Annotated in this window: 21 protein-coding genes, 2 pseudogenes and 1 riboswitch; of the genes and pseudogenes, 11 read left to right on the forward strand and 12 right to left on the reverse strand. The window is 41.5% G+C overall.

The window, feature by feature from the left end; genetic code table 11:
- Positions 1 to 65, reverse strand: a riboswitch (cyclic di-GMP riboswitch). This riboswitch is flagged as partial in the annotation.
- A gap of 222 nt (positions 66 to 287) precedes the next feature.
- The gene (locus V7137_RS21135; RefSeq protein WP_335699899.1) at positions 288 to 1,034 is read left to right on the forward strand and encodes a M15 family metallopeptidase; all 747 of its coding nucleotides are present in this window, start codon (positions 288 to 290) and stop codon (positions 1,032 to 1,034) included.
- A gap of 65 nt (positions 1,035 to 1,099) precedes the next feature.
- On the opposite strand, the gene V7137_RS21140 is transcribed toward V7137_RS21135, so the two are convergent.
- Together V7137_RS21140 and V7137_RS21145 are read right to left on the reverse strand one after the other, a co-directional pair.
- Positions 1,100 to 2,278, reverse strand: a complete 1,179-nt coding sequence (locus V7137_RS21140) for a toxic anion resistance protein (protein ID WP_335699900.1) — start codon at positions 2,276 to 2,278, stop codon at positions 1,100 to 1,102.
- Complete coding sequence (locus V7137_RS21145) at positions 2,275 to 2,931, reverse strand: 5-bromo-4-chloroindolyl phosphate hydrolysis family protein (RefSeq protein WP_335699901.1); 657 nt, start codon at positions 2,929 to 2,931, stop codon at positions 2,275 to 2,277. The genes V7137_RS21140 and V7137_RS21145 overlap by 4 nt, the downstream gene beginning before the upstream one ends.
- A gap of 417 nt (positions 2,932 to 3,348) precedes the next feature.
- Between V7137_RS21145 and V7137_RS21150 the strand changes: the two genes are divergently transcribed.
- Complete coding sequence (locus tag V7137_RS21150; RefSeq protein WP_335699902.1) at positions 3,349 to 3,870, forward strand: hypothetical protein; 522 nt, start codon at positions 3,349 to 3,351, stop codon at positions 3,868 to 3,870.
- Positions 3,871 to 4,011: 141 nt separating this feature from the next.
- On the opposite strand, the gene gloA2 is transcribed toward V7137_RS21150, so the two are convergent.
- Positions 4,012 to 4,398, reverse strand: coding sequence for an SMU1112c/YaeR family gloxylase I-like metalloprotein (gloA2, locus tag V7137_RS21155; protein ID WP_335699903.1), 387 nt, complete (start codon positions 4,396 to 4,398; stop codon positions 4,012 to 4,014).
- 207 nt (positions 4,399 to 4,605) lie between these two features.
- Positions 4,606 to 5,748, reverse strand: a complete 1,143-nt coding sequence (wecB, locus tag V7137_RS21160; protein WP_335699904.1) for a non-hydrolyzing UDP-N-acetylglucosamine 2-epimerase — start codon at positions 5,746 to 5,748, stop codon at positions 4,606 to 4,608.
- A gap of 234 nt (positions 5,749 to 5,982) precedes the next feature.
- On the opposite strand from wecB, the gene V7137_RS21165 reads away from it, so the two are divergent.
- The 4 genes and pseudogenes from V7137_RS21165 to V7137_RS21180 all read left to right on the forward strand — a co-directional run bounded on the left by V7137_RS21165 (position 5,983) and on the right by V7137_RS21180 (position 8,421).
- The gene (locus tag V7137_RS21165) at positions 5,983 to 7,356 is read left to right on the forward strand and encodes a S1C family serine protease (protein ID WP_335699905.1); all 1,374 of its coding nucleotides are present in this window, start codon (positions 5,983 to 5,985) and stop codon (positions 7,354 to 7,356) included.
- Positions 7,357 to 7,466: 110 nt separating this feature from the next.
- Complete coding sequence (locus V7137_RS21170; protein ID WP_335699906.1) at positions 7,467 to 7,595, forward strand: hypothetical protein; 129 nt, start codon at positions 7,467 to 7,469, stop codon at positions 7,593 to 7,595.
- 25 nt (positions 7,596 to 7,620) lie between these two features.
- Positions 7,621 to 7,787, forward strand: a pseudogene (locus tag V7137_RS21175) (zinc transporter ZupT); the annotation flags it as partial.
- Positions 7,788 to 7,860: 73 nt separating this feature from the next.
- Entirely contained in the window at positions 7,861 to 8,421 is a 561-nt protein-coding gene (locus tag V7137_RS21180) for a glycerol-3-phosphate acyltransferase (RefSeq protein ID WP_335699907.1), read from the forward strand.
- Positions 8,422 to 8,493: 72 nt separating this feature from the next.
- Here V7137_RS21180 and V7137_RS21185 read toward each other — a convergent pair whose 3' ends face one another.
- Positions 8,494 to 9,987 (reverse strand): YifB family Mg chelatase-like AAA ATPase, encoded by a 1,494-nt coding sequence (locus V7137_RS21185; RefSeq protein WP_335699908.1) that lies wholly within the window; start codon positions 9,985 to 9,987, stop codon positions 8,494 to 8,496.
- Positions 9,972 to 10,580 (reverse strand): transposase, encoded by a 609-nt coding sequence (locus V7137_RS21190; protein ID WP_335699909.1) that lies wholly within the window; start codon positions 10,578 to 10,580, stop codon positions 9,972 to 9,974. Before V7137_RS21190 ends, V7137_RS21185 begins: the two co-directional genes overlap by 16 nt.
- A gap of 343 nt (positions 10,581 to 10,923) precedes the next feature.
- Between V7137_RS21190 and V7137_RS21195 the strand changes: the two genes are divergently transcribed.
- Positions 10,924 to 11,199: a hypothetical protein gene (locus V7137_RS21195; RefSeq protein WP_335699910.1), complete on the forward strand. Its 276-nt coding sequence runs from the start codon at positions 10,924 to 10,926 to the stop codon at positions 11,197 to 11,199.
- Positions 11,200 to 11,283: 84 nt separating this feature from the next.
- Here V7137_RS21195 and V7137_RS21200 read toward each other — a convergent pair whose 3' ends face one another.
- The gene (locus V7137_RS21200) at positions 11,284 to 11,727 is read right to left on the reverse strand and encodes a ferritin-like domain-containing protein (RefSeq protein ID WP_335699911.1); all 444 of its coding nucleotides are present in this window, start codon (positions 11,725 to 11,727) and stop codon (positions 11,284 to 11,286) included.
- 369 nt (positions 11,728 to 12,096) lie between these two features.
- Here V7137_RS21200 and V7137_RS21205 point away from each other — a divergent pair, with 369 nt between their 5' ends.
- Positions 12,097 to 12,543, forward strand: a complete 447-nt coding sequence (locus V7137_RS21205) for a DUF6376 family protein (RefSeq protein ID WP_335699912.1) — start codon at positions 12,097 to 12,099, stop codon at positions 12,541 to 12,543.
- Between the two features lie 113 nt (positions 12,544 to 12,656).
- Here V7137_RS21205 and V7137_RS21210 read toward each other — a convergent pair whose 3' ends face one another.
- Both V7137_RS21210 and V7137_RS21215 read right to left on the reverse strand, forming a co-directional pair.
- Positions 12,657 to 12,866 carry a hypothetical protein gene (locus V7137_RS21210; protein WP_335699913.1) on the reverse strand — a complete coding sequence of 70 codons (210 nt, stop codon included), beginning with the start codon at positions 12,864 to 12,866 and terminating at the stop codon, positions 12,657 to 12,659.
- 23 nt (positions 12,867 to 12,889) lie between these two features.
- Positions 12,890 to 13,150, reverse strand: a complete 261-nt coding sequence (locus tag V7137_RS21215; RefSeq protein WP_335699914.1) for a hypothetical protein — start codon at positions 13,148 to 13,150, stop codon at positions 12,890 to 12,892.
- 272 nt (positions 13,151 to 13,422) lie between these two features.
- On the opposite strand from V7137_RS21215, the gene V7137_RS21220 reads away from it, so the two are divergent.
- Positions 13,423 to 15,465 (forward strand): molybdopterin oxidoreductase family protein, encoded by a 2,043-nt coding sequence (locus V7137_RS21220; RefSeq protein ID WP_335699915.1) that lies wholly within the window; start codon positions 13,423 to 13,425, stop codon positions 15,463 to 15,465.
- Between the two features lie 38 nt (positions 15,466 to 15,503).
- Here V7137_RS21220 and V7137_RS21225 read toward each other — a convergent pair whose 3' ends face one another.
- Positions 15,504 to 16,340 carry a YitT family protein gene (locus V7137_RS21225; protein ID WP_335699916.1) on the reverse strand — a complete coding sequence of 279 codons (837 nt, stop codon included), beginning with the start codon at positions 16,338 to 16,340 and terminating at the stop codon, positions 15,504 to 15,506.
- A gap of 19 nt (positions 16,341 to 16,359) precedes the next feature.
- Positions 16,360 to 17,679 carry a putative bifunctional diguanylate cyclase/phosphodiesterase gene (locus tag V7137_RS21230; RefSeq protein ID WP_335699917.1) on the reverse strand — a complete coding sequence of 440 codons (1,320 nt, stop codon included), beginning with the start codon at positions 17,677 to 17,679 and terminating at the stop codon, positions 16,360 to 16,362.
- Positions 17,680 to 17,957: 278 nt separating this feature from the next.
- Between V7137_RS21230 and V7137_RS21235 the strand changes: the two genes are divergently transcribed.
- Entirely contained in the window at positions 17,958 to 19,787 is a 1,830-nt protein-coding gene (locus V7137_RS21235) for an APC family permease (RefSeq protein ID WP_335699918.1), read from the forward strand.
- 194 nt (positions 19,788 to 19,981) lie between these two features.
- Positions 19,982 to 20,704, forward strand: a complete 723-nt coding sequence (locus tag V7137_RS21240; protein WP_335699919.1) for an SH3 domain-containing protein — start codon at positions 19,982 to 19,984, stop codon at positions 20,702 to 20,704.
- A 529-nt stretch (positions 20,705 to 21,233) separates the two neighbouring features.
- On the opposite strand, the pseudogene galE reads toward V7137_RS21240, so the two are convergent.
- Positions 21,234 to 22,194, reverse strand: a pseudogene (gene galE / locus V7137_RS21245) (UDP-glucose 4-epimerase GalE).
- Positions 22,195 to 22,305: the final 111 nt, after the last annotated feature.

Consider the following 22,305-nt stretch of genomic DNA (forward strand, 5'->3'; position numbering starts at 1 on the left):
TTATTAAAACCTTAGCCCCTGTAGTTTTGCGTCACCACTTTTCAATGGCTTTGCCGTTTCGTACGATTTATGTGTTTATTTAGAATATAAGCAACTGTTATATAAAAGGAAAGTGTCTTTGGACCCACACTCTATGAATAGTTGTAACTTTTTGAAAACTAATTGCTAGATTGGCTTCCATCTTAAAATTCACACACGTAGTGGTCAGAGTTTAAAAAGACGTTTTAAAGTTCTTGTTCCTGTCCATGATGTTACTGGAGAGAATTTTTAAGCAAAGGAAGTTAATGATGATAAAAATACGTTTCGTTTTCTTGTATCTTATGGTGATTGCACTTTCTTTAGCAGGTTGTAGTGGAAGATATCAGTTTTTTCAGGATGAAGGGAACTTGACAAAAAATGAAGTTTCTGTTGATGAAAAGCACCGAGCCGAAGCAAACAACCAGGAGGTTTCCTCCCCAGAGGTTATACCTGTTCTTGTTAATAAGACCAATAAACTGCCAGATGATTATCATCCCCGTGATTTAATTTATCCTGACATTCCTTTTACATTTAAACAGAAAGCTGAAAAGCGACAAATGAGGGCCGATGCAGGAGCAGCTATTGAAAAATTATTTGCAGGTGCAAAAAAACAGGGCGTGAATCTGTTAGGTGTTTCTGCCTACAGGTCCCATGCTTCCCAAGCAGCATTGTTTAATTATTATGCCAATCAAGATGGGTATGAGGCGGCAAGAAAATATAGTGCCGTACCTGGAACGAGCGAGCATGAAACCGGCCTCGCCATTGATGTGACGGGCGGTGATGGCAAATGTGCCGCCGAAGACTGCTTCGAAGGAACAAAAGAGGCGATCTGGCTTCAGGATCATGCTGAAGAATACGGCTTTATTATCCGCTACCCTAAAGGTAAAGACGAAATCACTGGCTACCAATACGAACCATGGCATTTGCGCTACGTTGGAAAAGCAATCGCTAAAGAAATCATGAGCCGCGGCATCACACTCGAAGAATATGTTGATTCAACTGTTGTGAATAACTGATTTGACTGGTGCCTGACACCCTAAAAAGCCCTCGCTTGCACTTGTTGCAGCGAGGGCTTACTTATTTATTTCCCTTTGATCTCTAGTAATTTTAAGCGAAGGTCGTTTTCCATCGATGCCAGTTCCTGTTCGGCTAGGCGGCGCTTTTGGCGGCCTTCCTCTTGGATTCGCATCGTTTCTTCGAGTGTTGTGATCAGGCTTTCCTGGGTTTTCTTCAAGGTTTCAATATCGACGATACCTCGTTCGTTTTCTTTCGCCGTCTCGATCGTATTGGTTTTTAGCATTTCAGCATTTTTCAACAAAAGTTCATTGGTTGTTTTGGAAACCTGCTTTTGCGCCTCGACGGCATGACGTTGGCGGATTAATGTCAACGCAATCGCCACTTGATTTTTCCATAACGGAATCGCCGTCATGATTGAAGATTGGATTTTTTCCACAAGCGCCTGATTCGTATTTTGGATTAAACGAATCTGCGGTGCACTTTGAATGGTAATTTCCCGGCTTAATTTCAAATCATGAAGCCGCTTATCTAACCGATCAGCAAATTGGATCATATCGTTAACATCTTGAAACTTCATTTGATCATTGGTTAGTTCCGCTGCTTCTTTCAGCTGTGGAATCGTCTTTTCCTGCATTTCCTCCAGCTTTATTTCCCCAGCGGCAATATAGACATTAAGAGCATGAAAATATTCTTTATTCGTCTCATATAACTGTTCGAGCAATTTGATATCGGACATGAGGACATTTTTGCTCCGGTCTAGTTTTACACTAATTCGGTCAATTTGGGCGCCCGTTTTTTGGTATTTAGAAAGCACTTCTTGAATCGATCCTGAAATTTTTCCAAACATACGAGCAAATAAGGATGGTTTCCCATCCTTCAAATCATCGGGATTCACTTCATCGAGTCTCTTCATTAAGTCACTAATGATTTGCCCAATTTCACCCACATCCTGTTTCTGCACATGTTCGAGCATCGTATGTGAGAATGACAGGAGTTTTCCTTGGGCTTGGGTACCATATTGAATCATCGACTGATGATTAGTCGGATCGATTTGCTCTGCAATTTGATAAGCCTTTGCACGATGTTCTTCCGGGATTACATCGATTAATTTAACCGGTTTTGGTTCGCTAGAGTGCTGGATTGGCGTTTTTGCCGCATCCAGTTTATCCCCAAATGGGTCAGCAAGGATATCATCTAATAAATTTCCAGTTTTACTTGGTTGAATTGGGTTGTTTTCGTTCATTTTAGCCACCTATTTTCTTCAGGGAATTTAGCGTCCTTTTGCTTATTGAGGGTATGCTTTGCGACGTCAATTTCAAAATTCAAGTGATCGATGTCATCAGATATCACTTTGTATAAATCTTCCTCCACTACCTTTGTTAGTTCATCGAGAGTATGACGGGTCTCGATGAGGGATTGACCCATCTCCATGTTCCTTTTCGGCTGCGAGGATAAAAAGCTATATTTTTCAGTAAGTTCAACAATGGAGTCTAAATGAGAAAAATAAAACTGCTCCGCTTGGTAAAAACGCTTTGGTTCTTTCGTGGTCATCTTGTGTATTTTTTTTGTAATTCTAAGGAGATCAATCCGTTGTTTTACAGATGAAATATCACGGATGGTGAATAGATTTTTATTCAAGCGATTGATTTTTTGTTTAGCTTCCATTAGGTTCTTCCGAATGTAGCGATATTCTTTTCTTGATATCTGATGCTTTTTTAAGAAGCGGGTATTCATAACAATGGCAAGAATGAAATGGGTAAGAATCCCTGTGGTTATCGCTATCCCCGTTGACGGCCAAAATGTCTGGTCGAAAGGAAAATAGCTGATAAGCCAAGTTAGCACAGTAACAGGCACGGCTACCAATGAGCGGATAAGAAACGACAAGATCTGGTTCATATTTAATCGACTCCTGACTTAAGACATCTTTATATTCCTACGAATGAATGCAATGGAATGTTTCATTTCCCTCAAAAAATCCAACTAAAAGAAAATTATTTCCATTTACTACTTCCACAATACACGAAAAAACTCCTCCCCGCCATAGACCTCAAACGGAAAGAAATCTAGGACCTGAGACGTATTTTTTAGTTTTCGTCTAGTTTCATTGGGTGGTATTTTGAGGTGTCATGTTTTGAGGTGTCAGGCACCGCCCGTAGACAGATCACGCCATTTGTCCATTTCACGCGGACACTTGCGCTTTCCTTCAAATTTACAGTTGCTACATGGATAATCTCAATTATGTAGGCATCTGCCCAGGAGTTAGATGTTCAGATGCATAGGATAGATACGATAATGAGGAGAGAGGAGAATAATATGTTTAATCCTTATTATATGCCTATTGAATATCATAATGAACTACACCAGTTGAACCTTCAGAGACAATATCATGGTGGACAACATCATCATAATGGCGGGATGCACCATCATAATGTTGGGATGCACCACCATGGCGGACAGCACCATCATAATGGACAACACCATCATGGTGGACACGGTGGGCATTCAGGTTTTAATTTTAACCTTGGGTCATTAGGATCTAGCTTGCTTGGGCTTGGATTGGGTTATTTAGGAGGAGCTGGATTTGCGAATGGAGCTAAACCAGGAGGATATGGTTATGGCGGTTTTCCTGGATTTGGCGGATTCGCCGGTGCACCTATTCAAGGATTTGGGCCAAGCCTTGGTGGAGGCTTAGGATACCCTCAAACTAGTACTCTAAGTTACACAGGCCCAGGACCAAATAAGAACTTGTACGGACAGTTCCAGCCTAAACCTGGTTACAATTATAGTGGATACGGATCATGGTCTCTGGAAGAATACGGCCTTCCTAGTTTGTGATGGTGTCAGGCACCGGTCGTGGACAGTTGCATCATTTTTTATGCGTGGAGTGGACAGTAAAAAGAGCAAGACCACAATAAATCGGGGCTTGCTCTTTTTGGTTTTTATTTGGCTTGTACATTCAAGAAGAGATCATTTATACTACCGCTCGTAAAGTTCTATCGGCAGCCCATCTGGGTCGGCGAAGAAAGTGAACTTCTTATTAGTTACGGGGTCCACACGTACGTCTTCCACATCCACTTGATGAATCTTCATATAATGAACTGCTTCTTCAATGTCATCTACCTCAAAGGCAAGATGCCTTAATCCAGCGGCTTCAGGATAACTTGGCCGCTCAGGCGGGTTTGGAAAAGAAAATAACTCGATTTGATATTGACCGTTTACCTCTAAATCAAGTTTATACGAATCTCTTTCCTCCCGATAAACTTCGTTCACAGGAGTAAGCCCAAGGATTCGCACATAAAAATCCTTTGATTTTTCATAATCCGAACAAATCACCGCAACATGGTGAATCTTATTCAACTTCATTTAATCACATCTCCTTAACATCTCATTCAAAAACAAACACCCCTTGCCTACTGAGACAAGAGGTTCAAATTAAACTCCCACCGTCCACCTCAAATGGACAAAACATCAAAACTGTCCACGTGTGGTGCCTGACACCAAACAGTGACGCCAAACAGTGACAACTAACAGTGACACCAAACAGACACCACCCAACTCACCCTCCACAAACTATTCCCCTAAGTCCGATGGTCGTTCTTCTTTTCGGAAGTGGTGGAGGATGGCTTTGACGATTCGTTCGGAGGCGTAACCATCTCCATAAGGGTTGGAGGCGTGAGCCATTTTGTCATGTGCTGCTGGGTCTGACAACAGTTCATCTGCCAGTCCAAAGATTGTTTCCTCATCTGTTCCAGCTAGTTTAAGAGTGCCTGCTTCTATCCCCTCTGGGCGCTCGGTGGTATCACGTAAAACCAACACCGGTACTCCCAAGGATGGCGCCTCTTCCTGTACACCGCCAGAATCCGTCAAAATCAAGTAGGACCTTGAGGCAAAGTTATGGAAATCAATCACATCTAACGGCTCGATCAGATGAATTCGATCGTTTTGACCCAGCACACGATTAGCGATTTCACGAACCACTGGATTCATATGGACCGGATAAACCACCTGCACATCCTCATGCTTTTCAACCAAACGGCAAATGGCTCGGAACATGTTTTCCATTGGTTCACCAGTGTTTTCCCTGCGGTGGGCCGTCATTAGAATCAACCTATCGTTCCCAAGGCGATCTAAAACAGGATGAGAGTAATTTTCCTTTACCGTTGTTTTTAGTGCATCAATGGCCGTGTTTCCCGTGATATATATGGACCCTTCTCTTTTATTTTCCACCAAAAGGTTCCGTTTTGATTGAGGGGTTGGCGAAAAGTGAAGATCAGCCAATACTCCCGTCAACTGGCGGTTCATTTCCTCAGGGTATGGAGAATATTTATTATGAGTCCGGAGTCCAGCTTCCACATGTCCAATTGGAATGGAATGATAGAATGCAGCCAAACTAGCGACAAACGTGGTCGTCGTATCACCATGGACCAGGACAATATCTGGCTTGACATTAGCAAGAACTTGATTGAGTCCCTCTAAACTCCTGGTTGTTACTTCTAGCAAGGTTTGCCGTTCCTTCATTATATTTAAGTCATAATCGGGTGTAATTTCAAAAATTTGCAACACCTGATCCAGCATTTCACGGTGCTGCGCCGTTACCGTCACAATCGGTTTAATTTTATCAGGGTACTTCCCTAATTCTTTTACCAAGGGAGCCATTTTTATCGCTTCCGGTCTCGTTCCAAACACAGTCATTACCTTCAATTGATTCTCCATCGCGGCCTCCAACTATCTCTTCATTCCAATATAATTTTCATTTACAAACATGATACCAAAGATTACTCATTTTTGAAAAAGCAAACCCCGCTGTCTGTCACCAAATTTCCTTATCTTTCAATAACACACTGTTATTATTGAAAAATTTTACATGTACAATATTACTTTTCTCCCAAGTTCGAATATATTGCAGAGATAATTTTTAAAATATCCAACCTAGGAGTGAATTTTATTTTGAAAAAAAGAGCCCTTATTACCATACCTATCAGCTTGCTGCTTATCGCTGTCATGGTGGCTTCTATTTTCCTAATTAATCTCAAACCAGCAGCAGGGAAAATTGCTCAAGCCCAAAAGCTCGCGGAATATTCAAAGCCCGCAGTCGTCCGAATCATTGATTATGCTGTTGTGCAATGGCAGTTTAATAACCCCTATGATCCTGAAGTTATCGCCATATTAGAAAAGCTAGATAACCAATCCGTAGTGGGCGGCTCAGGTTCAGGGGCCATTATTAGCTCGAACGGCTATATCGTCACAAATGCGCACGTGGTGGAAGCGACTCAACAGGAAGATGAGGAGATTGCCAATGCTGCATTTGAACAATTAGTTACGGTAATCGCAGACTATTTTAAGGTAGACTATGAAACTGCCTATAAGTATATGGTCCAATACACGCAATATTCGGGGATTCAAAAGGTGCTAAAAGTCGTTTTACCAAGTGGGGATGTGCTTGATGGTGAAGTGAAAAGCTACGGTGCTCCTATTAATGAGGGAAAAGACGTAGCGGTTCTCAAAATTGAAGGCAAAAACCTTCCTACCTTACCGCTCGGAGATTCTGATAACATCCAGAATCAAGATAATATTTGGGTCAGCGGATATCCGGCGGCTGCCGATTCGGATCTATTATCTCCCGATTCATCGTTAGTATCTTCGATGAATGCAGGGCAAATCTCGGCAACCTCTAAAAAGACAGAACAAGGAAGCCCGGTCATCCAAATTAACGCTGCGGCTACACACGGGAATAGCGGCGGACCAGTCATCAATCAAAAGGGTGAAATCATTGGCCTGCTCACCTTTCGGGGCGACACGGTAAACGGTCAAGAAGTCCAAGGCTTTAACTTTGCCGTGCCGGTCAATACCGTTAAAGAATTTGTCAATCAAGCTGGGGCGAAAAATGCAAAGAGTGACACGGATAAACTTTATCAAGAGGGACTTAACCTTTACTGGGGCGGCTATTATAAGCATGCGTTAGAAAAATTCGAGGCGGTTCAACGGATCTATCCAAATCATTCCGAGATCAAACAATATATCGCAAACTCTGAGAAAAAGATGGGCAGCAGTAAGAGGCTCTGGTCTGATTACGCTACAATCTTCTACATTGTAGATGGCGTTTCCGGAGTAATCATAATCATCCTCTTGTTGTTCACGTTTGCTTTTAGACCGAAACAGCAAGCGGCAGCGGTCTTACCAGCTCCAAACCAGACACCGGTAACACCTCCTGCGCCTGAAAATACACTTACAGACCTAAATAATGATGGAAAAATCGACGTTCAAGATATCCTCCTCGCCCTCCAAGAAGCACAGAAGAAGCAGAAAAAAGACGAGGTATAATCTGGTGCCTGACACCAATATACTGAGATAACTAAAAAAATGGGGGTGTAGTCGAGACTACGTCCCCATTTCTATAATACGAGATTGATTTCATTTAGGAGTGATTGCAAGTGTCTGAAGATCTGTTATTAGCCTTTGGATTAACATTATTTGCAGGGCTTGCTACTGGAATTGCCACTGGAATTGGCATCGTTCTGGCCTTCTTTACCTCACATACAATACTAAATTTTTATCCATAACTCTCGGATTCTCTGCAGGTGTCACGACATCATGTTCGGGATTATATTCGCATCGGTGGCAGGAATCATGGTCTTCATCTCCCTAGATGAACTTTTGCCTGCAGCCAAGAGATACGATGAGCACACCTATCCACCTACAGACTAATCGGCGGGATGGCCGTAATAGCCCTAAGCCTGCTATTATTTATATAGGAGTACGCTGGTTGGTGTCAGGCACCATGTNNATGGTGCCTGACACCCAAATTTATTTAGGTGGTGATGCCCCATGATTTATTTTTATCTCGTTTTATCCTATTTAATTGGGAGTATCATGTTTGGATTTCTGATAACGAAAACTCTCTATCATCAAGATATCCGCCGGGAAGGGAGTGGCAATGTCGGGGCTAGGAATGCCGGGCGACTACATGGTAAGATGGCGTTTGTGTTGATATTTTTAGGCGATGCCCTTAAAGGTGTACTCATCATATTGCTCGCCCGCTATATCGGATTTTCTTCACCCCTTCAACTTGTAGGTCTAGGCTTGGGTATTTTAGGACATTTGAAACCTATTACGTTGAACTTTAAGGGCGGAAAAGGGATCTCAACCTTTATTGGCGGGATGATCATGTTCGAACCACTTCTTGTTCCAGTAATTATCGTGGCATTTCTTGTCTTTTATCCCTTTACAAAGAGTGTCACCTTTTCCGGATTGGGAGCATTCCTTTTCATACCAGCTTTTCTATTCATCATGCATGATGATTGGATCAACTGTGCTATTGTAGTTGGGATTCTAGCTCTCATTTTTTGGGCACATTGGGACAACATTAGAGTAAGATTGAAGAAATAACTACACTGTACTCTCCACGTGGACAATATAGCAATTTTGTCCACGGACGGTGCCTGACACCACGAACCTCATTCACACTTCATTCAACTTAATGGCGTCCAATATACTTTGGTCGGTTATATCGCGGCTTGCTTGCAGATCAGAGATGGTTCGAGCGAGACGGGTGATTTTGATTTGTGTCCGATTACTCCAATTCCTCTTTATTGCGATTCGCTGCAATGTCGATTGTTGTTCATCCTTTAGGGGACTTTTGCTTAATAGCATTTCATAGGGGATTCTGCCGTTGCATATCTCCCTTCCATATCGATCATATTGCCTGTTCCTTACGGCCTCCACTCTCGCCCGGACAATTTTTGAAAGCTCTCCTTCCTTTTTATTGACTGCGGCGTTAAAATCAATCGGTCCTAAAGACAGATTAATATCAAACCGATCCCTGAGCGGCCCAGAAAGCCTATTTTGGTATGCGATTATTTGCTTTTTTGTACAGGTACAATAATGTGTATTTGATCCCTCGTAGCCACATGGGCATGGATTCATCGCTGCTACTAATATAAACGATGCTGGGTATGTAATGGTCGCATGGGTCCTACTAATCATAATCATCCCATTTTCTAATGGCTGCCGCAGCATATCTAATGTTTTTTTCGAAAACTCCCCGATTTCATCGAGAAACAGAACGCCACGATGTGCTAACGATATTTCGCCTGGCTTTGGGTATTGTCCTCCCCCGATAATAGAAACTCCTGAAGCTGAGTGATGCGGATTTCGAAATGGCGGCATGTTGGAATGGGGGTAAGCGTTTTGACTGAGTTGATACAAGCTGATAACCTCAAGTAACGACTCTTTTGTTAGTGATGGTAAAATGGATGGGAAAGATTCGGCTAACATGCTTTTCCCACAACCAGGCGGCCCCGTCAGTAAAACATGATGCTCTCCCGCCGCTGCTACTTCTAAAGCATATTTCGCTTCTGTATGACCAATAATCTTCTGCATATCCAAAAAAGTAATACTGGTAAATCCCTCATTCTCTAGTCTTTTTTTAAAGTGAGGAGTCCATTGCCCTGAAAGATGTGAGATCGCCTCCTGTAAACTAGAAACATATATAATTTCCATCGGTTCTAGTTCTAATACTGGCAGTTCCTCATTAAAAGGGATATAAAGCTTTTTTATCCCAAGCCTCTTTGCAGCAAGGATCCCTGGGAGCATTCCTTCTACAGGCTGAATAGATCCATCCAACGATAATGCTCCTAGAAAACCTGTATCCTCAGAAACCATTACCTCTAGTTCATGCAAACTTTGCAGGACAGCTATCGCCATCGGTAAATCGAACATAGATCCGTATTTTTTTTGGTCAGCTGGTGATAGATTAATAGTTATTTTCTGACCTGAAAGATGATAACCGAGTGTTCGAAGTGCTGCAATGATTCGCTCCTTTGCTTCCTTCACAGCCGCATCAGGCAGACCGACAATTTTAAACGAATCGTTCCCAACATATGATCCAACCTCAACGTGTACCCGATATCCCTCCATTCCTTTTAAGGCGATACTCGTTACCTTAGCCCACATGTGACATCCTCCTTAGCAAGCATATGAATTTTTCCATTTTCCCAAAAGAACTTGTCTGTGGGTACTGATTTTAGATAATTTTCATAGTGTTGTAATGGCGGATTGGGAAAATAGGAAAGAAGTGGTTGAGGGTCAATTAAGGAGATGCTTTCACCAAAGATATAGGTCCGGCAGCTGCTCCAAGGATAATCCTCAGGATTTGCCACCATACCTGCTGAAGTGGGATTTAAATGTATGTATTTACTGACGTCAATCTCATATTCAGGAGAATTAAGGAGTTCAGCACCATATCGCTTTTCGAACACATGGCCGGTGAAATCGTACTTTTTATTGATATACTTGGCAAATTTAGTATTGAGGTTTTTCATGATCGTACTTAGAGGGGTATCAAACGTTTCTAGCTGCAGATGGGTATGATTGGTCATCAAACAGTAGGTGTGAAGATTAAAGGGGTATCTCTCTTTGGTTTCTTTTAGTAAGGCCAGGTACTTCTCAAAATCATCATTGTCGAAAAAAAGTGAGCTTCTTCTAATTCCTCTGCTTGTAACATGATACCTCGCACCTTTGAACCAAAGGCGAACACCACGAACCATTGCAATCACTCCTTAAAGAATAATGGGATAAAATTTAGATGGGGATGAGGAGAAAATGGGAGTTGTAGGAAAGACAGTTACCCCAAGAGGCAGGAAAAGCAGATATAAACCACTATTACATTCGACATCCCCTCCCAAAATCCTGCACATCCCGCCAAAATATAATACACCCTCGAAAACATTCGATATAGTTATTACCGTCCTCTTAAGAAGGACAAATGTCCACGTTTGGTGCCTGACACCATTTATAACACCGGCACCTTAAAAATCATGAATAAAGAGTACCAGGTGCTAATATTTATTTTGTATGGCTTTATTTTTCTTACTTTCTATTTGGGGGTGGTTGTCTCTGAACGCGGTAAGAATTATTCAATGGCTGTTGGGCGGATTGCTTCTCGTCTATGGAATTTATCTTATTTTTGGAGTACAAGAGTTCTTTGGAACTTTAGCAATAATCGCTGCCTTTTTTATTTTTCCTAGTATTGGAAAAGGACCAAAAAAATCTTATAGCAATGATTACCAGTCTGATACAAACAACTATGATGACAATGACGATTCCGGCGGAGATTCGGGCGGAGATGCCGGTGGTGACTCTGGCGGAGACGGTGGCAGGGATTAATTCTCACCTATTACAAAACACAATGAAAAACACCCTTGCCTTCAGAGACAAGGGTGTAATTTTTGATGGGAAACCTAACACTAATTACTTATTTTTCGAATAAAAGTACAAAAACCATACCGCGTGATTCTGCTCATCTGCGGCTGCTCTTCGAAATGCCTCTTTTATAGTTGGATCAGCAGTACCATCAGCAACTTCCATGTAAAAGTCCACTGTTGTTTGCTCATCTTGTAAGGCAAACTCTAATCCTCCTAAATACACATTTGGACATTCCTCACCGAACTTTTGTTGTTGCGGCTTTCTTCCGGTTAACTTAGTATAAATTTGTTCAAATTGTTTATGGTGCTTTAGTTCATCTTTGCGAATTTCAAGGATTCGGCTTTTCTCCTTTTCATTGGGAGCCAAATTTGCTAATTGGGTATAACAATGGATGGCATTATACTCACCATTTATTGCTTTTTCAACTTCTCGAATCAATTTATTATTTTGTCTATATAAGGCATCATAGTAATTCGTGTACGGATACATAGTAAAACCTCCCCGTTTATTCTCTTGAATATCCTACGTGTGACGAGATTACCGGGTGCTTACTATCTTGACTTTATCCTAAACACAATATGAAAATATCAACAATGGTGCCTGACACCGTTTAGAATTGTTCACTTATAGAAACAATGGTTTAAGGTCTCACTTCCTAGATAAGAGTAATTTTCTAGACCAAGTTCATATTGTTTTTAATCATATTAGCTCACTAAACGGCTTATGCATTAGAAACGAAACAAATTTTCCACCATATTATGATGATGGGGTTTTCGGGGACGAAGGCGGAAAGAACATGACGAACATCTAAATGAAGCAGCAAATTCCACCCCCCAATAATAAAACGGAGGTTTTTACATGAATAAGAAGGTTTTTGTTTTAGCCGCAACTATTATCATGCTCCTGAGCGGTTGTTCCATGTTAAATGACGCGAAAGATACGCTCACATATGTGAATGATGCAAAGGACTATTTAGACAAGGCGACGGCCTTTGCAAATGATGCTCCCTCTCTTGCGCAACAAGCGGTTGGCGATCAGCAGGCCACAGCAGAACTTAAAACAATGCTCCAGGACATGAAACAAGAGATCAATGCATTTAATAAACTTCAAGCACCAGACATAGCAGCCGACTTACACCAGCAACTCGTTGACCAAAACACCAAACTTGCTGCTGGAATTGACCTATATTTACAAAATATGAAGAGTGGGTTACTCGACCCTTCTATCCTTAAAAATTCTGAAATTTTCCAAAGCGTCCAAGACATCAGCAGCATCCTCGATCAAATTAAACAGCTTGGGCAGTAATTATAAACTCTGATACCATGCTATAAATGTTCAAAGGACAAATGGCGGTCACAATGAATGAGAATTTCTCAATGTAACCGCCATTGATATTTGGAATTCCATATAAAAGCTTACTATTCTTTTGGAACCTTATATAAGATTAAATTCCAAGTTTTTCGATCGATGTTTCGAAAGGTGATTCGGTAATCCTTTTTTTGATATACAAGCGTTTTCCCTGTCTTTTTCCCTTCTGTGGGATTGCCCATCTTCTGTAAGATTTCTTCCCTTGTGATTCCAATCTCGATGTGAAACATGTAAAGTGTTTTTAATTCCTCTTCATCCATCACGACCTGGCGATTTTTTATCGTTAAACATATGTATGGATATCCTCATGATCAAACATTTCTTCATATTTACCCCAAACTTTTTCGACATCTGCTAAGCGGATTTTTTTATCCAATCGGAAAGGAGTTCCTACTAGAATCCCCTTTTCCAATCCTATGATCGTTTCTTTATTTAACACAATCACATTGTCTTTTTCCGTGTTGGTGTTGGGAATTTCTTTAGCACAGGCAGTCAATAATGTAATCAATAAAATTAACCATCCTAGCATTCTCCATTTCTTCATAAAAAATCCCCGCCTCTCAATGGCCTATAAAATTAGCATATCATATTTGTTCATACCAACGAATTTGATGTTATGATAGTAGCAATATTAGAAAACCATTAAAACTTTGAGATGTTCACTGTCCTTGTGGTAAGGACGTTTGTCCACAAAAGGTACCTGACACCACAAAAAGACATTTGTCCACGAACGGTGCCTGACACCACAAATAACACTAAAAATAACATCAAAAATACCAAACAATAAACCAAACTTGGAAGGAGATCGGCTAGTCTATGGCTTCTTTTATAGAGGAACGGGATGGGGTTTTTCGTGCGGTTTGTCCGCTTGATTGTCCGGATCAGTGCGGGTTACTGCTACATAAGGAGAATGGGAAGATTATCAAAGTGGAAGGCGACCCAGAGCATCCGGTTACGAAAGGACATATTTGCAATAAGGTCCGGAATATGACGGAACGGATCTATGACGAAAACCGCTTGAAATATCCGCTGAAACGTATGGGTCCCAAAGGCGAGGGCAAATTTGAACAAATCAGCTGGGAAGAAGCGATTCAGACCATTACTACCCGCTGGAGAGTGCTGATCGAATCAGACGGGCCGGAAAGCATCCTTCCATACAGCTTTTACGGGAACATGGGCAGGCTTAATGCTGAGGGCATGGATCGCCGCTTTTTCCATCGTCTTGGTGCCTCCCGCTTAGATCAAACAATCTGTTCTGCAGCTGGTTCTGTAGGCTATAAATATACAATGGGTGGCAGCATCGGCATCGACCCTGAGGATACGATACATTCCAAGCTTTTTATTTTTTGGGGAATTAATGCGGCGAGCACCAACATGCATCAAGTCGCTCTCGCCCAAAAAGCCCGCAAACAAAACGGCGCGAAAATCATTGTCATCGATGTCCACAAAAATCAAACCGGTAGATTAGCAGATTGGTTTATTCCAATTTTGCCCGGCACCGACAGTGCCCTCGCACTGGGGATTATGCACATCCTATTTGCCGAAAACCTGGTCAACCACAACTTTTTACAAGAGTATACGATCGGATACGCGGAACTGCGTGAGCATGTCATCCAGTATGACCCAAGCACAGTCTCGGCGATCACAGGTGTCCCAGTAGATGATATCTACAAACTGGCCCGGATGTACGGTGAAACATCACCATCATTTATTCGGATCGGCAATGGACCACAGCACCATGACAATGGCGGGATGTTCGTCCGGACAGTCGCCTGTCTGCCTGCACTCACCGGTCAATGGCTTGTCAAAGGCGGCGGCGCCATCAAAGGAAATTCGGCCTATCTTGCTTCAAATACAGCTCACTTGCAGCGACCGGAACTATTGCAAAACAAACAGACTCGCGTGATAAACATGAACTTACTCGGCGACACATTACTCTCACTCGACCCGCCAGTAAAATCACTCTTTGTGTATGGAGCCAATCCTGCCGTGGTTGCGCCTGAGGCGAATAAAGTTAGAAAAGGACTCGAACGGGAAGACTTGTTTACCGTCGTTCATGATCTCTTTTTAACCGAAACAGCCAAATACGCGGATATCGTTTTACCAGCGACATCCTCCTTCGAAAATACAGACATCTACACTTCTTACTGGCATCATTATATTCAACTGCAGCAGCCGGTTATCAAACCGTTTGCTGAGTCCAAATCTAATGTCGAAGTGTTCCGATTGCTCGCGAAGGAGATGGGCTATACAGAAGCACTTTTCCAGGAGACAGAAGCAGATATGATTGCACAAGCTTTGGATCACCCAAGCAATCCCTATTTGGAAGGAATTCATTATGAATCTTTAGTGGAGCAGCCATTTTTGAAAGCCAGGGTAAAACCAATATTCCCTGGCACCTTGCCAACCGCAAGCGGAAAAATTGAATTATTTTCCCAGAAGATGAAAGCAGATGGGTATCCTCCATTGCCAACCTATGTACCTTTAAAAAATGATGGAGACCATCCGTATCAATTTGTTCCAGCTCCAAACCATAATTTCTTAAACTCTACTTTTTCCAACAACCACAAGCACATCACGTTGGAGAAAGAGCCAAAAGTGTTTATGAATCATCAGGATGCGTTGAAAGCGGGGATTGAAGATGGGAATCTTGTTCGAGTCTGGAATGATCGCGGCGAATGCGTGCTAAAGGCGGCAGTCGGAGACACTGTCCTGCAAGGAGTAGTGGTCACCCAAGGGCTTTGGGCTGATTCAGCTGACTCAAAACAGCTAGTCAACGCCCTAACCCCCGACCGTATCGCCGATATGGGCGGCGGAGCCACCTTCTTCTCAGGACGGGTAAGCGTATCGAAAATATAGAAAAGTGCCTGACACCATTATGGGTGTCAGGCACCAGTTTAACTAGCCTTATAGCCATGCCCAATCATCTCATGGACGTTGTGGACGGTGACATATGCGTGTTCATCCGTTTCTTTAATAATACTTTTCAGCTGGACGATTTCCTGCTTATTGATGACGATGTAAAGAACTTCTCTGTTCTGGCCGGTGTAGCCGCCGCGGCCGTCAAGGACCGTTAATCCGCGTGACATCCGGTTGGTGATATTGGCCAATACCTGTTCAGGGAAATTCGAAATAATCAGCACGGCAACCTTCTCATCTAATCCCTCGACAATGAAATCGATCGCCTTCGCCCCGATAAAAACAATCAACAGCGTATACATCGCTTTTTCTAAGCCAATGATAAAAATCGAACCTACCACGACGATAATATCTATAATCAGCATGCCTTTGCCTATGCTCCAGCCAAGCAATTGGTTGGCCAATCTGGCTAGAATCGTCGAACCGCCTGAGGTTCCCCCCGTCCGAAAAATCAATCCCAACCCAGCTCCGACCAATAAGCCCGCAAAAATGGATGCCAAAAATGTATCCTTGGTTACCTGATGTCCGAAATCCTCTGTTACATACAAAAACAACGAACAGGCTGCAATCGAGAGCAGCGTATAAACAAATGTTCTTTTCTCAAAAAATTTATAGCCAACAGCCAGCAGCACCACATTCAGTACAAAATTGACGACAGCCGGCGACCAATCAAACAAATAGTGTGCAATAATCGTTATCCCCAAAATGCCGCCCTCTGATAAATGATTGGGGATTGTAAAATAATTGACCCCTAATGCAAAAATGAGCGCCCCTAGTAAAATATAGAATACATCCTTTAACGTCCTCTTCATCATAACCCGTCCTTTAAAACCTTCATTCACTCAGAAAACCAGATCCAATTCTTTCCTCTATTTCAGCAACGGATACACTAAGCGCTTCATACGAAATCGGTTCGCTAATAAAATAACCTTGAATAATATCACAATCGAGGTTCACCCATTCCACAAACTGAATAGGATCCTCAATTCCTTCAATGATAACCTGCAGATCCAGGTTATGGGCCATATGAATAATCGGCCTAATCATGCCTTTGTGTTTTTTATTTTTCAATAAACTAAACACGAAATCCCGGTCAAGCTTAATAAAATCAATCGGCAGTTTAATAAAATCTGAGAATGAGAAATAACCATTTCCGAAATCATCTAAGGCAATCGTGAATCCCATTTCTTTTAATAAGTGAAGCTTTTCATTGACCTTTCGAACCGTATAAATCTCAATATTCTCGGTAATTTCCAAGGTAAGTTGTGTTGCCGAGATGGAGTACCGATTTAGAATATTTGAGATATCGACGATCAGAGAATCAAGCAAGAGCTGATAGACAGACAAGTTAATCGAAATTTTGAGCATCCGTTCCTGCTTGTGAGCTATCTGTTTACATACCTCTTCAAATACCCAGAAAAACAACCCGTTGAGCATGCCTGCTTCCTCCGCATAGCTGATAAATTCACCCGGGGAAATGACCCCCAGACTTGGATGATTCCAGCGGATTAAGGCTTCTGCCCCTACAATAGCATGTTGTTTCAAACAGTAATGCGGCTGGTATTCAACATAGAGTTGCTCTTTCTTCAGCGCATACGGCAGATCATTTTCGAGTAACACTTTTCGGTGGGCAGCGGTATTTAACTCATCCTTATTAAAAGAAAAGCCATTCTCACCTAGCGATTCTGCCTCATACATTTGCGCCTTTGCCAGCCTTTTGAGTTCAACTGGGTCCTTAGATCCATAGGGATACATGCAAATTCCCATACTGCTGCAGATTGAAAAATAATTATTATCAATCGTATACGTATCAGAAATCGACCCCATAATCCGTTCGCAAATCACCTTGCAATCACGCTCGGTAATATCGGCTATTAACATAATATAATCCGTTTTATTGATCTGAATAACGGTATCAATATTTCTTAACGAGCGATGTAATCTTGCTGAGAATTTTTTGATGATAACTGTTTCGATTTCATTATCTCTAAGATGTATTAGCTCTGACGGCATAAATAAACGCAGGTAACAAACCGCCGTTGACATTTGATATCTCTTACTAAACGCTAAAGTTAAGTGGAGGCGTTCATTTAGTATTTGAACGTTCGAAACCTTAGCAAATTGATCTTCTCGTTCCGTACGTTTCCCATCCATTAAAAGAACTCCTTACCGAAGCCAACTATTTTTTCTACCCTAATCTTACCCTACAAAATGATAACCAACAAACTGTTCCAAATAAACCGGCTGCTAAAAATCTCAATACCAAATGGGCATAAATAGTCCTAATAGATTAAACACTATAGTTGAAAGATGTTCATTGGAAAATTTTATTTTTTGGGGATGATTTATGTGTTGACCAGCTTATAGAGGGTAATATAATTCAAAACCGAGTTCTTAAACCAATAGAAAATCGATTATGAAGGGGGAACAAAATGCGTTATTCAAATCTAAAAAGGACACTAATTGGCAGACCACTCAAATCAACAGAGCTAGGAGAACAAAAACTAGGTATATTGAAGGCTCTAGCTATTTTATCTTCAGATGCCCTTTCTTCAGTTGCGTACGGGACAGAACAAATTTTACTCGTATTGGCTACGGTTAGTGCAGTAGCATTTTGGTACTCCATTCCGATTGCAGTCGGTGTCTTAATTTTACTGATTGCTTTAATTCTTTCCTATCGTCAAATTATCTACGCCTATCCTCATGGAGGCGGTGCCTATATCGTTTCAAGAAGCAATTTAGGGGAAAACCCAGGATTAATTGCTGGTGGCTCTCTGCTGGTAGACTATATTTTAACAGTTGCAGTGAGTATATCAGCAGGAACAGATGCGATTACGTCTGCATTTCCGCAATTACATCATTATAAAGTACTAATTGCTTGTATATTAGTGGTTTTTATAACTATTTTAAATTTGAGAGGTGTAACGGAATCAGCTTCGGTGCTGGCCTATCCCGTTTATTTATTTGTACTGGCTCTGGTCATTTTGATCGGGGTTGGATTATGGCATATGGTAAGCGGGCAAGTTCCAGCTGATTTACATACCCCTATAGGAACTGTGATTCCTGGAGGCATCTCTTTATTTTTATTGTTAAGGGCCTTTTCATCTGGTTGTTCGGCCCTCACAGGTGTGGAAGCAATCTCGAATGCAATCCCCCACTTTAAAGAACCCGCTGCGAAAAATGCTGCGAAAACTTTAACCCTGATGGGATTCATCCTGGCGATATTGTTCTCAGGTGTCACGTTATTGGCATATTGGTATGGAATCGCTCCTAAAGAGGAAGAAACTGTAGTTTCGCAAATTGCCACTGAGGTATTTGGAAAAAACTTTTTATACTATTTTATTCAAGGGACTACTGCTCTTATTTTAGTACTAGCAGCCAATACTGGTTTTACCGCTTTCCCTTTACTCGCTGTAAACTTAGCTACTGACAAATATGTACCTAGGATGTTCTTAATTCGTGGAGATCGACTGGGTTATTCAAACGGAATTCTCATTCTTAGCCTTGCATCCATGTTACTAATCATCGCTTTTGGCGGAGAAACCGAACAACTGATACCGCTCTATGCTGTTGGAGTATTTATTCCCTTCACTCTTTCACAATCTGGTATGATCGTGAAATGGATACGGGAGAAACCTCAGGGATGGCTCCATAAGTTAATTATTAATTTAGTGGGTGCTTTTATTACCTTAACCGTATTAATTATTTTCTTCACCACGAAGTTTTCGCAAGTGTGGTCCGTTTTGATTTTCCTGCCTATCATTGTCTTCTTGTTTCACCGCATTAAACGTCATTATCATGTCGTTGCAAATGAGCTAAAATTAAGTCCAGGATATGAAGATATCAAATTCGATGGAAATGTCGTGATTGTTCCTATTGGAGGGATTACGAAAGTGGTGGAACAATCACTGAATTATGCTCAAGTCATTGGTGACACGATCATTGCAGTTTATGTTGCTTTTGACCGAGAGAGCGAGAAACAAATGGAGGAGAAGTGGCGAGAATGGAAACCAGATGTTCGTCTTGTTACTTTATTTACTCCTTATCGAAGTTTAATCAATCCCATTTCTCGATTTATTGATTTGGCGGATGATAAAATTGAGGATCATAACCGGGCCATGACCGTATTAATTCCGCAATTTATCACGAAAAGCAGATGGCATGATTTTTTACACAATCAATCAAGTATCATGTTGAGATTATATCTCCTTTATCAAAAGAATGTCATTGTCTCAACGGTCCCTTATCGCTTAAAAGAATAATGTATTATAAGAAGCCTGCGGGCTTCTTTTATTATTCCACTTTAAACATAATTCTGCACAATTTGCCATTCCCCCTAAACTTCTACAAATTCCGAACATGAACAAGCACGGATATTGTCTAGATTTTTGTCTTTATATTCATTTATTAATAGAATCACCTTCCCTACAATTAAAGTAGAAATGGAGGGATTATTTTGAAAATATTATTGAAAGTCCTAATCACCCTTACACTGGTCGTAAGTATCCTCATGCCTTTTCAAACGACGTCCTTCGCTGCTTCAACATCTTCTGCAACCGTAAATACGAAAGCACTAAATGTCCGTGAAAAGCCGACGACACATTCCATGAAAAAAGGCGTCCTCAAAAAAGGCACCAAAGTGACAGTCTATTTGAAAACAAAATCAGGCTGGTCGCAAATTAAATACAAATCCAAAAAGGCGTATGTTTCCACAAAGTATTTGAAGTTTATTTCAAAAAAGGCCAGCTATCTACTCGACAAAACTAAGATCTATACATACAAAGGAACGGACGGAACGTTCCAGTTAATACCAACTGGCAAAAAATACGATTCGTGGGACATTTGGCACAACTCCACCCCCACTGAAACACAAAAATTCATTGTCGGTGAAAACAGTAAAGGACTCTATACCGGATATATTGACTCCGAATATTATATCGACATCAAATATCCCGCAAAAGTGGGCCAAAAATGGGATATAGGCTATGAAGGCGAAGGGCAAGCACGAATTACTTCCCTGACAAAAACCGTGAAAACAAAAGCAGGTACGTTTAAAAACTGTATCGAGGTAAAAGAGGATTCCGGGATTATCACCTACTACGCCCAACATATCGGCCAAGTTAAAACGGTTCGTAACGGAAAAACCGTTACGGAGTTAATCAGTTTGAAGAAAAAGTAAGAGAATTGGCATCAACCACACCAAAACAAGGTAACCCTCCACAATGAGAGAGTTACCTTGTTTTTCACATAAACTGTAAACCACTCTTAAAATGGTTTCGCTGATACCGTTCCCGTTTAGGTACTGAACACTTTCGTACGGTTGACATTATGGTGGCCCGAATCTTGTAATAGTGGGCCTTGCCTTTCTTTAAGTCCTTGTTTGTATAGCTGACGGTATTTCCGCTGGAAATCGTCTTAATCTTGGTAAACGTTCCATTTTTGGACGTGGCCCGATAGATTTCATACCCGCTCGCTTCACTTGATTACTCCATGATACTTTAATCGACGTTTTGCTTGCCTTTTTTGCTTTCAAATCTTTTGGTGTGGCGATGACAATTTCAGAATTGTGTGTCTATTGCAAAAAAAGAGGAAACGCTCCGAACAGCGGTGACAAGCATAAGGTAAGAATGAAATGATAGTAAAACTGGCCCCAACGATTTGTGGGACCAGTTTTTGTTAAAAGTATGGTATGGTGTCAGGCACCAATTTTAATACTGTTGTTGTTGATGCCATTTCCAGGCATCCGCAATGATTTGTTCTAGTTTCCGTTCTGCCTTCCAGCCAAGTTCGGAATGAATTTTTTGGGAGGAAGCGACTAGCATAGCTGGGTCTCCCGCTCGACGGTCCGCCATTTCGACGTTCGCCATTCTGCCGGTTACTCTTTCACATGTTTCAATGACTTCCTTTACCGAATAGCCAAGCCCGTTGCCAAGATTATAAATCTCGGTTGATTTTTTCCCGGATAATAACGCCTCAAGGGCAAGGATATGGGCACTTGCTAAATCCGTAACATGGATATAATCACGAATACAAGTACCATCAGCCGTATCATAATCCGTTCCGAAAACAGCTATCTTTTCGCGCTGCCCTAATAATTGTTGAAGGACAATCGGGATTAAATGGGTTTCTGGGTCATGACTTTCCCCAATCACTGCTGATTCATGAGCGCCTGCTGCATTAAAGTAACGTAAGACCACATAGTTTAATTCATAGGATTTGGAGAAATCAGACAGGATTTGTTCAATCATTAATTTGGAATGTCCATATGGATTTATCGGTCTAGTTGGAGTGGTCTCATCGATCAGCTCCACTTCCGGAATTCCATAAGTAGCTGCTGTTGAAGAGAAAATAAAGTTCTTCACATTGTTTTTTATCATGACTTTTAACAATGTAAGTGTGGCTGCCACATTATTCTGATAATATTTCAAAGGGTCTACCACAGACTCCCCTACCAAGCTAAAGGCAGCAAAGTGCATAACGGCCTTGATCGGATAACTTTTGAAAATCATCATTAAATCTTCTTCATCGCCAAGATCCCCTTCAACAAAGACAGCACGGCTGTCAACTGCTTCACGGTGACCGGTCGATAAGTTATCAAGAACAACCACTTCTTCTTTTTNNTACAAGATGGCTACCAATGTAACCTGCTCCGCCAACGACGAGAATCATATTCATTTCCCCTTAGCTAGAAATTCAATTACCTTTTTTATTATAACATTTTGTCGAAAAAACAACATATTTTGCGTATGATCCCGAACACCAAAGGGTGTCAGGCACCAT

Source organism: Neobacillus drentensis (assembly GCF_036962765.1).
GTDB lineage: Bacteria > Bacillota > Bacilli > Bacillales > Cytobacillaceae > Neobacillus > Neobacillus drentensis_C.

Excerpts from the sequence above, each read along its gene's own strand:
- V7137_RS21210 (WP_335699913.1), bottom strand. The coding sequence starts at position 12,866 with ATGGATGAAGAGGAATTAAAAACACTTTACATGTTTCACATCGAGATT.
- V7137_RS21180 (WP_335699907.1), top strand. The coding sequence starts at position 7,861 with ATGATTTATTTTTATCTCGTTTTATCCTATTTAATTGGGAGTATCATG.
- V7137_RS21200 (WP_335699911.1), bottom strand. The coding sequence starts at position 11,727 with ATGTATCCGTACACGAATTACTATGATGCCTTATATAGACAAAATAAT.
- V7137_RS21215 (WP_335699914.1), bottom strand. The coding sequence starts at position 13,150 with ATGAAGAAATGGAGAATGCTAGGATGGTTAATTTTATTGATTACATTA.
- wecB (WP_335699904.1), bottom strand. The coding sequence starts at position 5,748 with ATGGAGAATCAATTGAAGGTAATGACTGTGTTTGGAACGAGACCGGAA.
- gloA2 (WP_335699903.1), bottom strand. The coding sequence starts at position 4,398 with ATGAAGTTGAATAAGATTCACCATGTTGCGGTGATTTGTTCGGATTAT.
- V7137_RS21185 (WP_335699908.1), bottom strand. The coding sequence starts at position 9,987 with ATGTGGGCTAAGGTAACGAGTATCGCCTTAAAAGGAATGGAGGGATAT.
- V7137_RS21145 (WP_335699901.1), bottom strand. The coding sequence starts at position 2,931 with ATGAACCAGATCTTGTCGTTTCTTATCCGCTCATTGGTAGCCGTGCCT.
- V7137_RS21205 (WP_335699912.1), top strand. The coding sequence starts at position 12,097 with ATGAATAAGAAGGTTTTTGTTTTAGCCGCAACTATTATCATGCTCCTG.
- V7137_RS21140 (WP_335699900.1), bottom strand. The coding sequence starts at position 2,278 with ATGAACGAAAACAACCCAATTCAACCAAGTAAAACTGGAAATTTATTA.
- V7137_RS21190 (WP_335699909.1), bottom strand. The coding sequence starts at position 10,580 with ATGGTTCGTGGTGTTCGCCTTTGGTTCAAAGGTGCGAGGTATCATGTT.
- V7137_RS21220 (WP_335699915.1), top strand. The coding sequence starts at position 13,423 with ATGGCTTCTTTTATAGAGGAACGGGATGGGGTTTTTCGTGCGGTTTGT.
- V7137_RS21230 (WP_335699917.1), bottom strand. The coding sequence starts at position 17,679 with ATGGATGGGAAACGTACGGAACGAGAAGATCAATTTGCTAAGGTTTCG.
- V7137_RS21225 (WP_335699916.1), bottom strand. The coding sequence starts at position 16,340 with ATGATGAAGAGGACGTTAAAGGATGTATTCTATATTTTACTAGGGGCG.
- V7137_RS21235 (WP_335699918.1), top strand. The coding sequence starts at position 17,958 with ATGCGTTATTCAAATCTAAAAAGGACACTAATTGGCAGACCACTCAAA.
- V7137_RS21135 (WP_335699899.1), top strand. The coding sequence starts at position 288 with ATGATAAAAATACGTTTCGTTTTCTTGTATCTTATGGTGATTGCACTT.
- V7137_RS21150 (WP_335699902.1), top strand. The coding sequence starts at position 3,349 with ATGTTTAATCCTTATTATATGCCTATTGAATATCATAATGAACTACAC.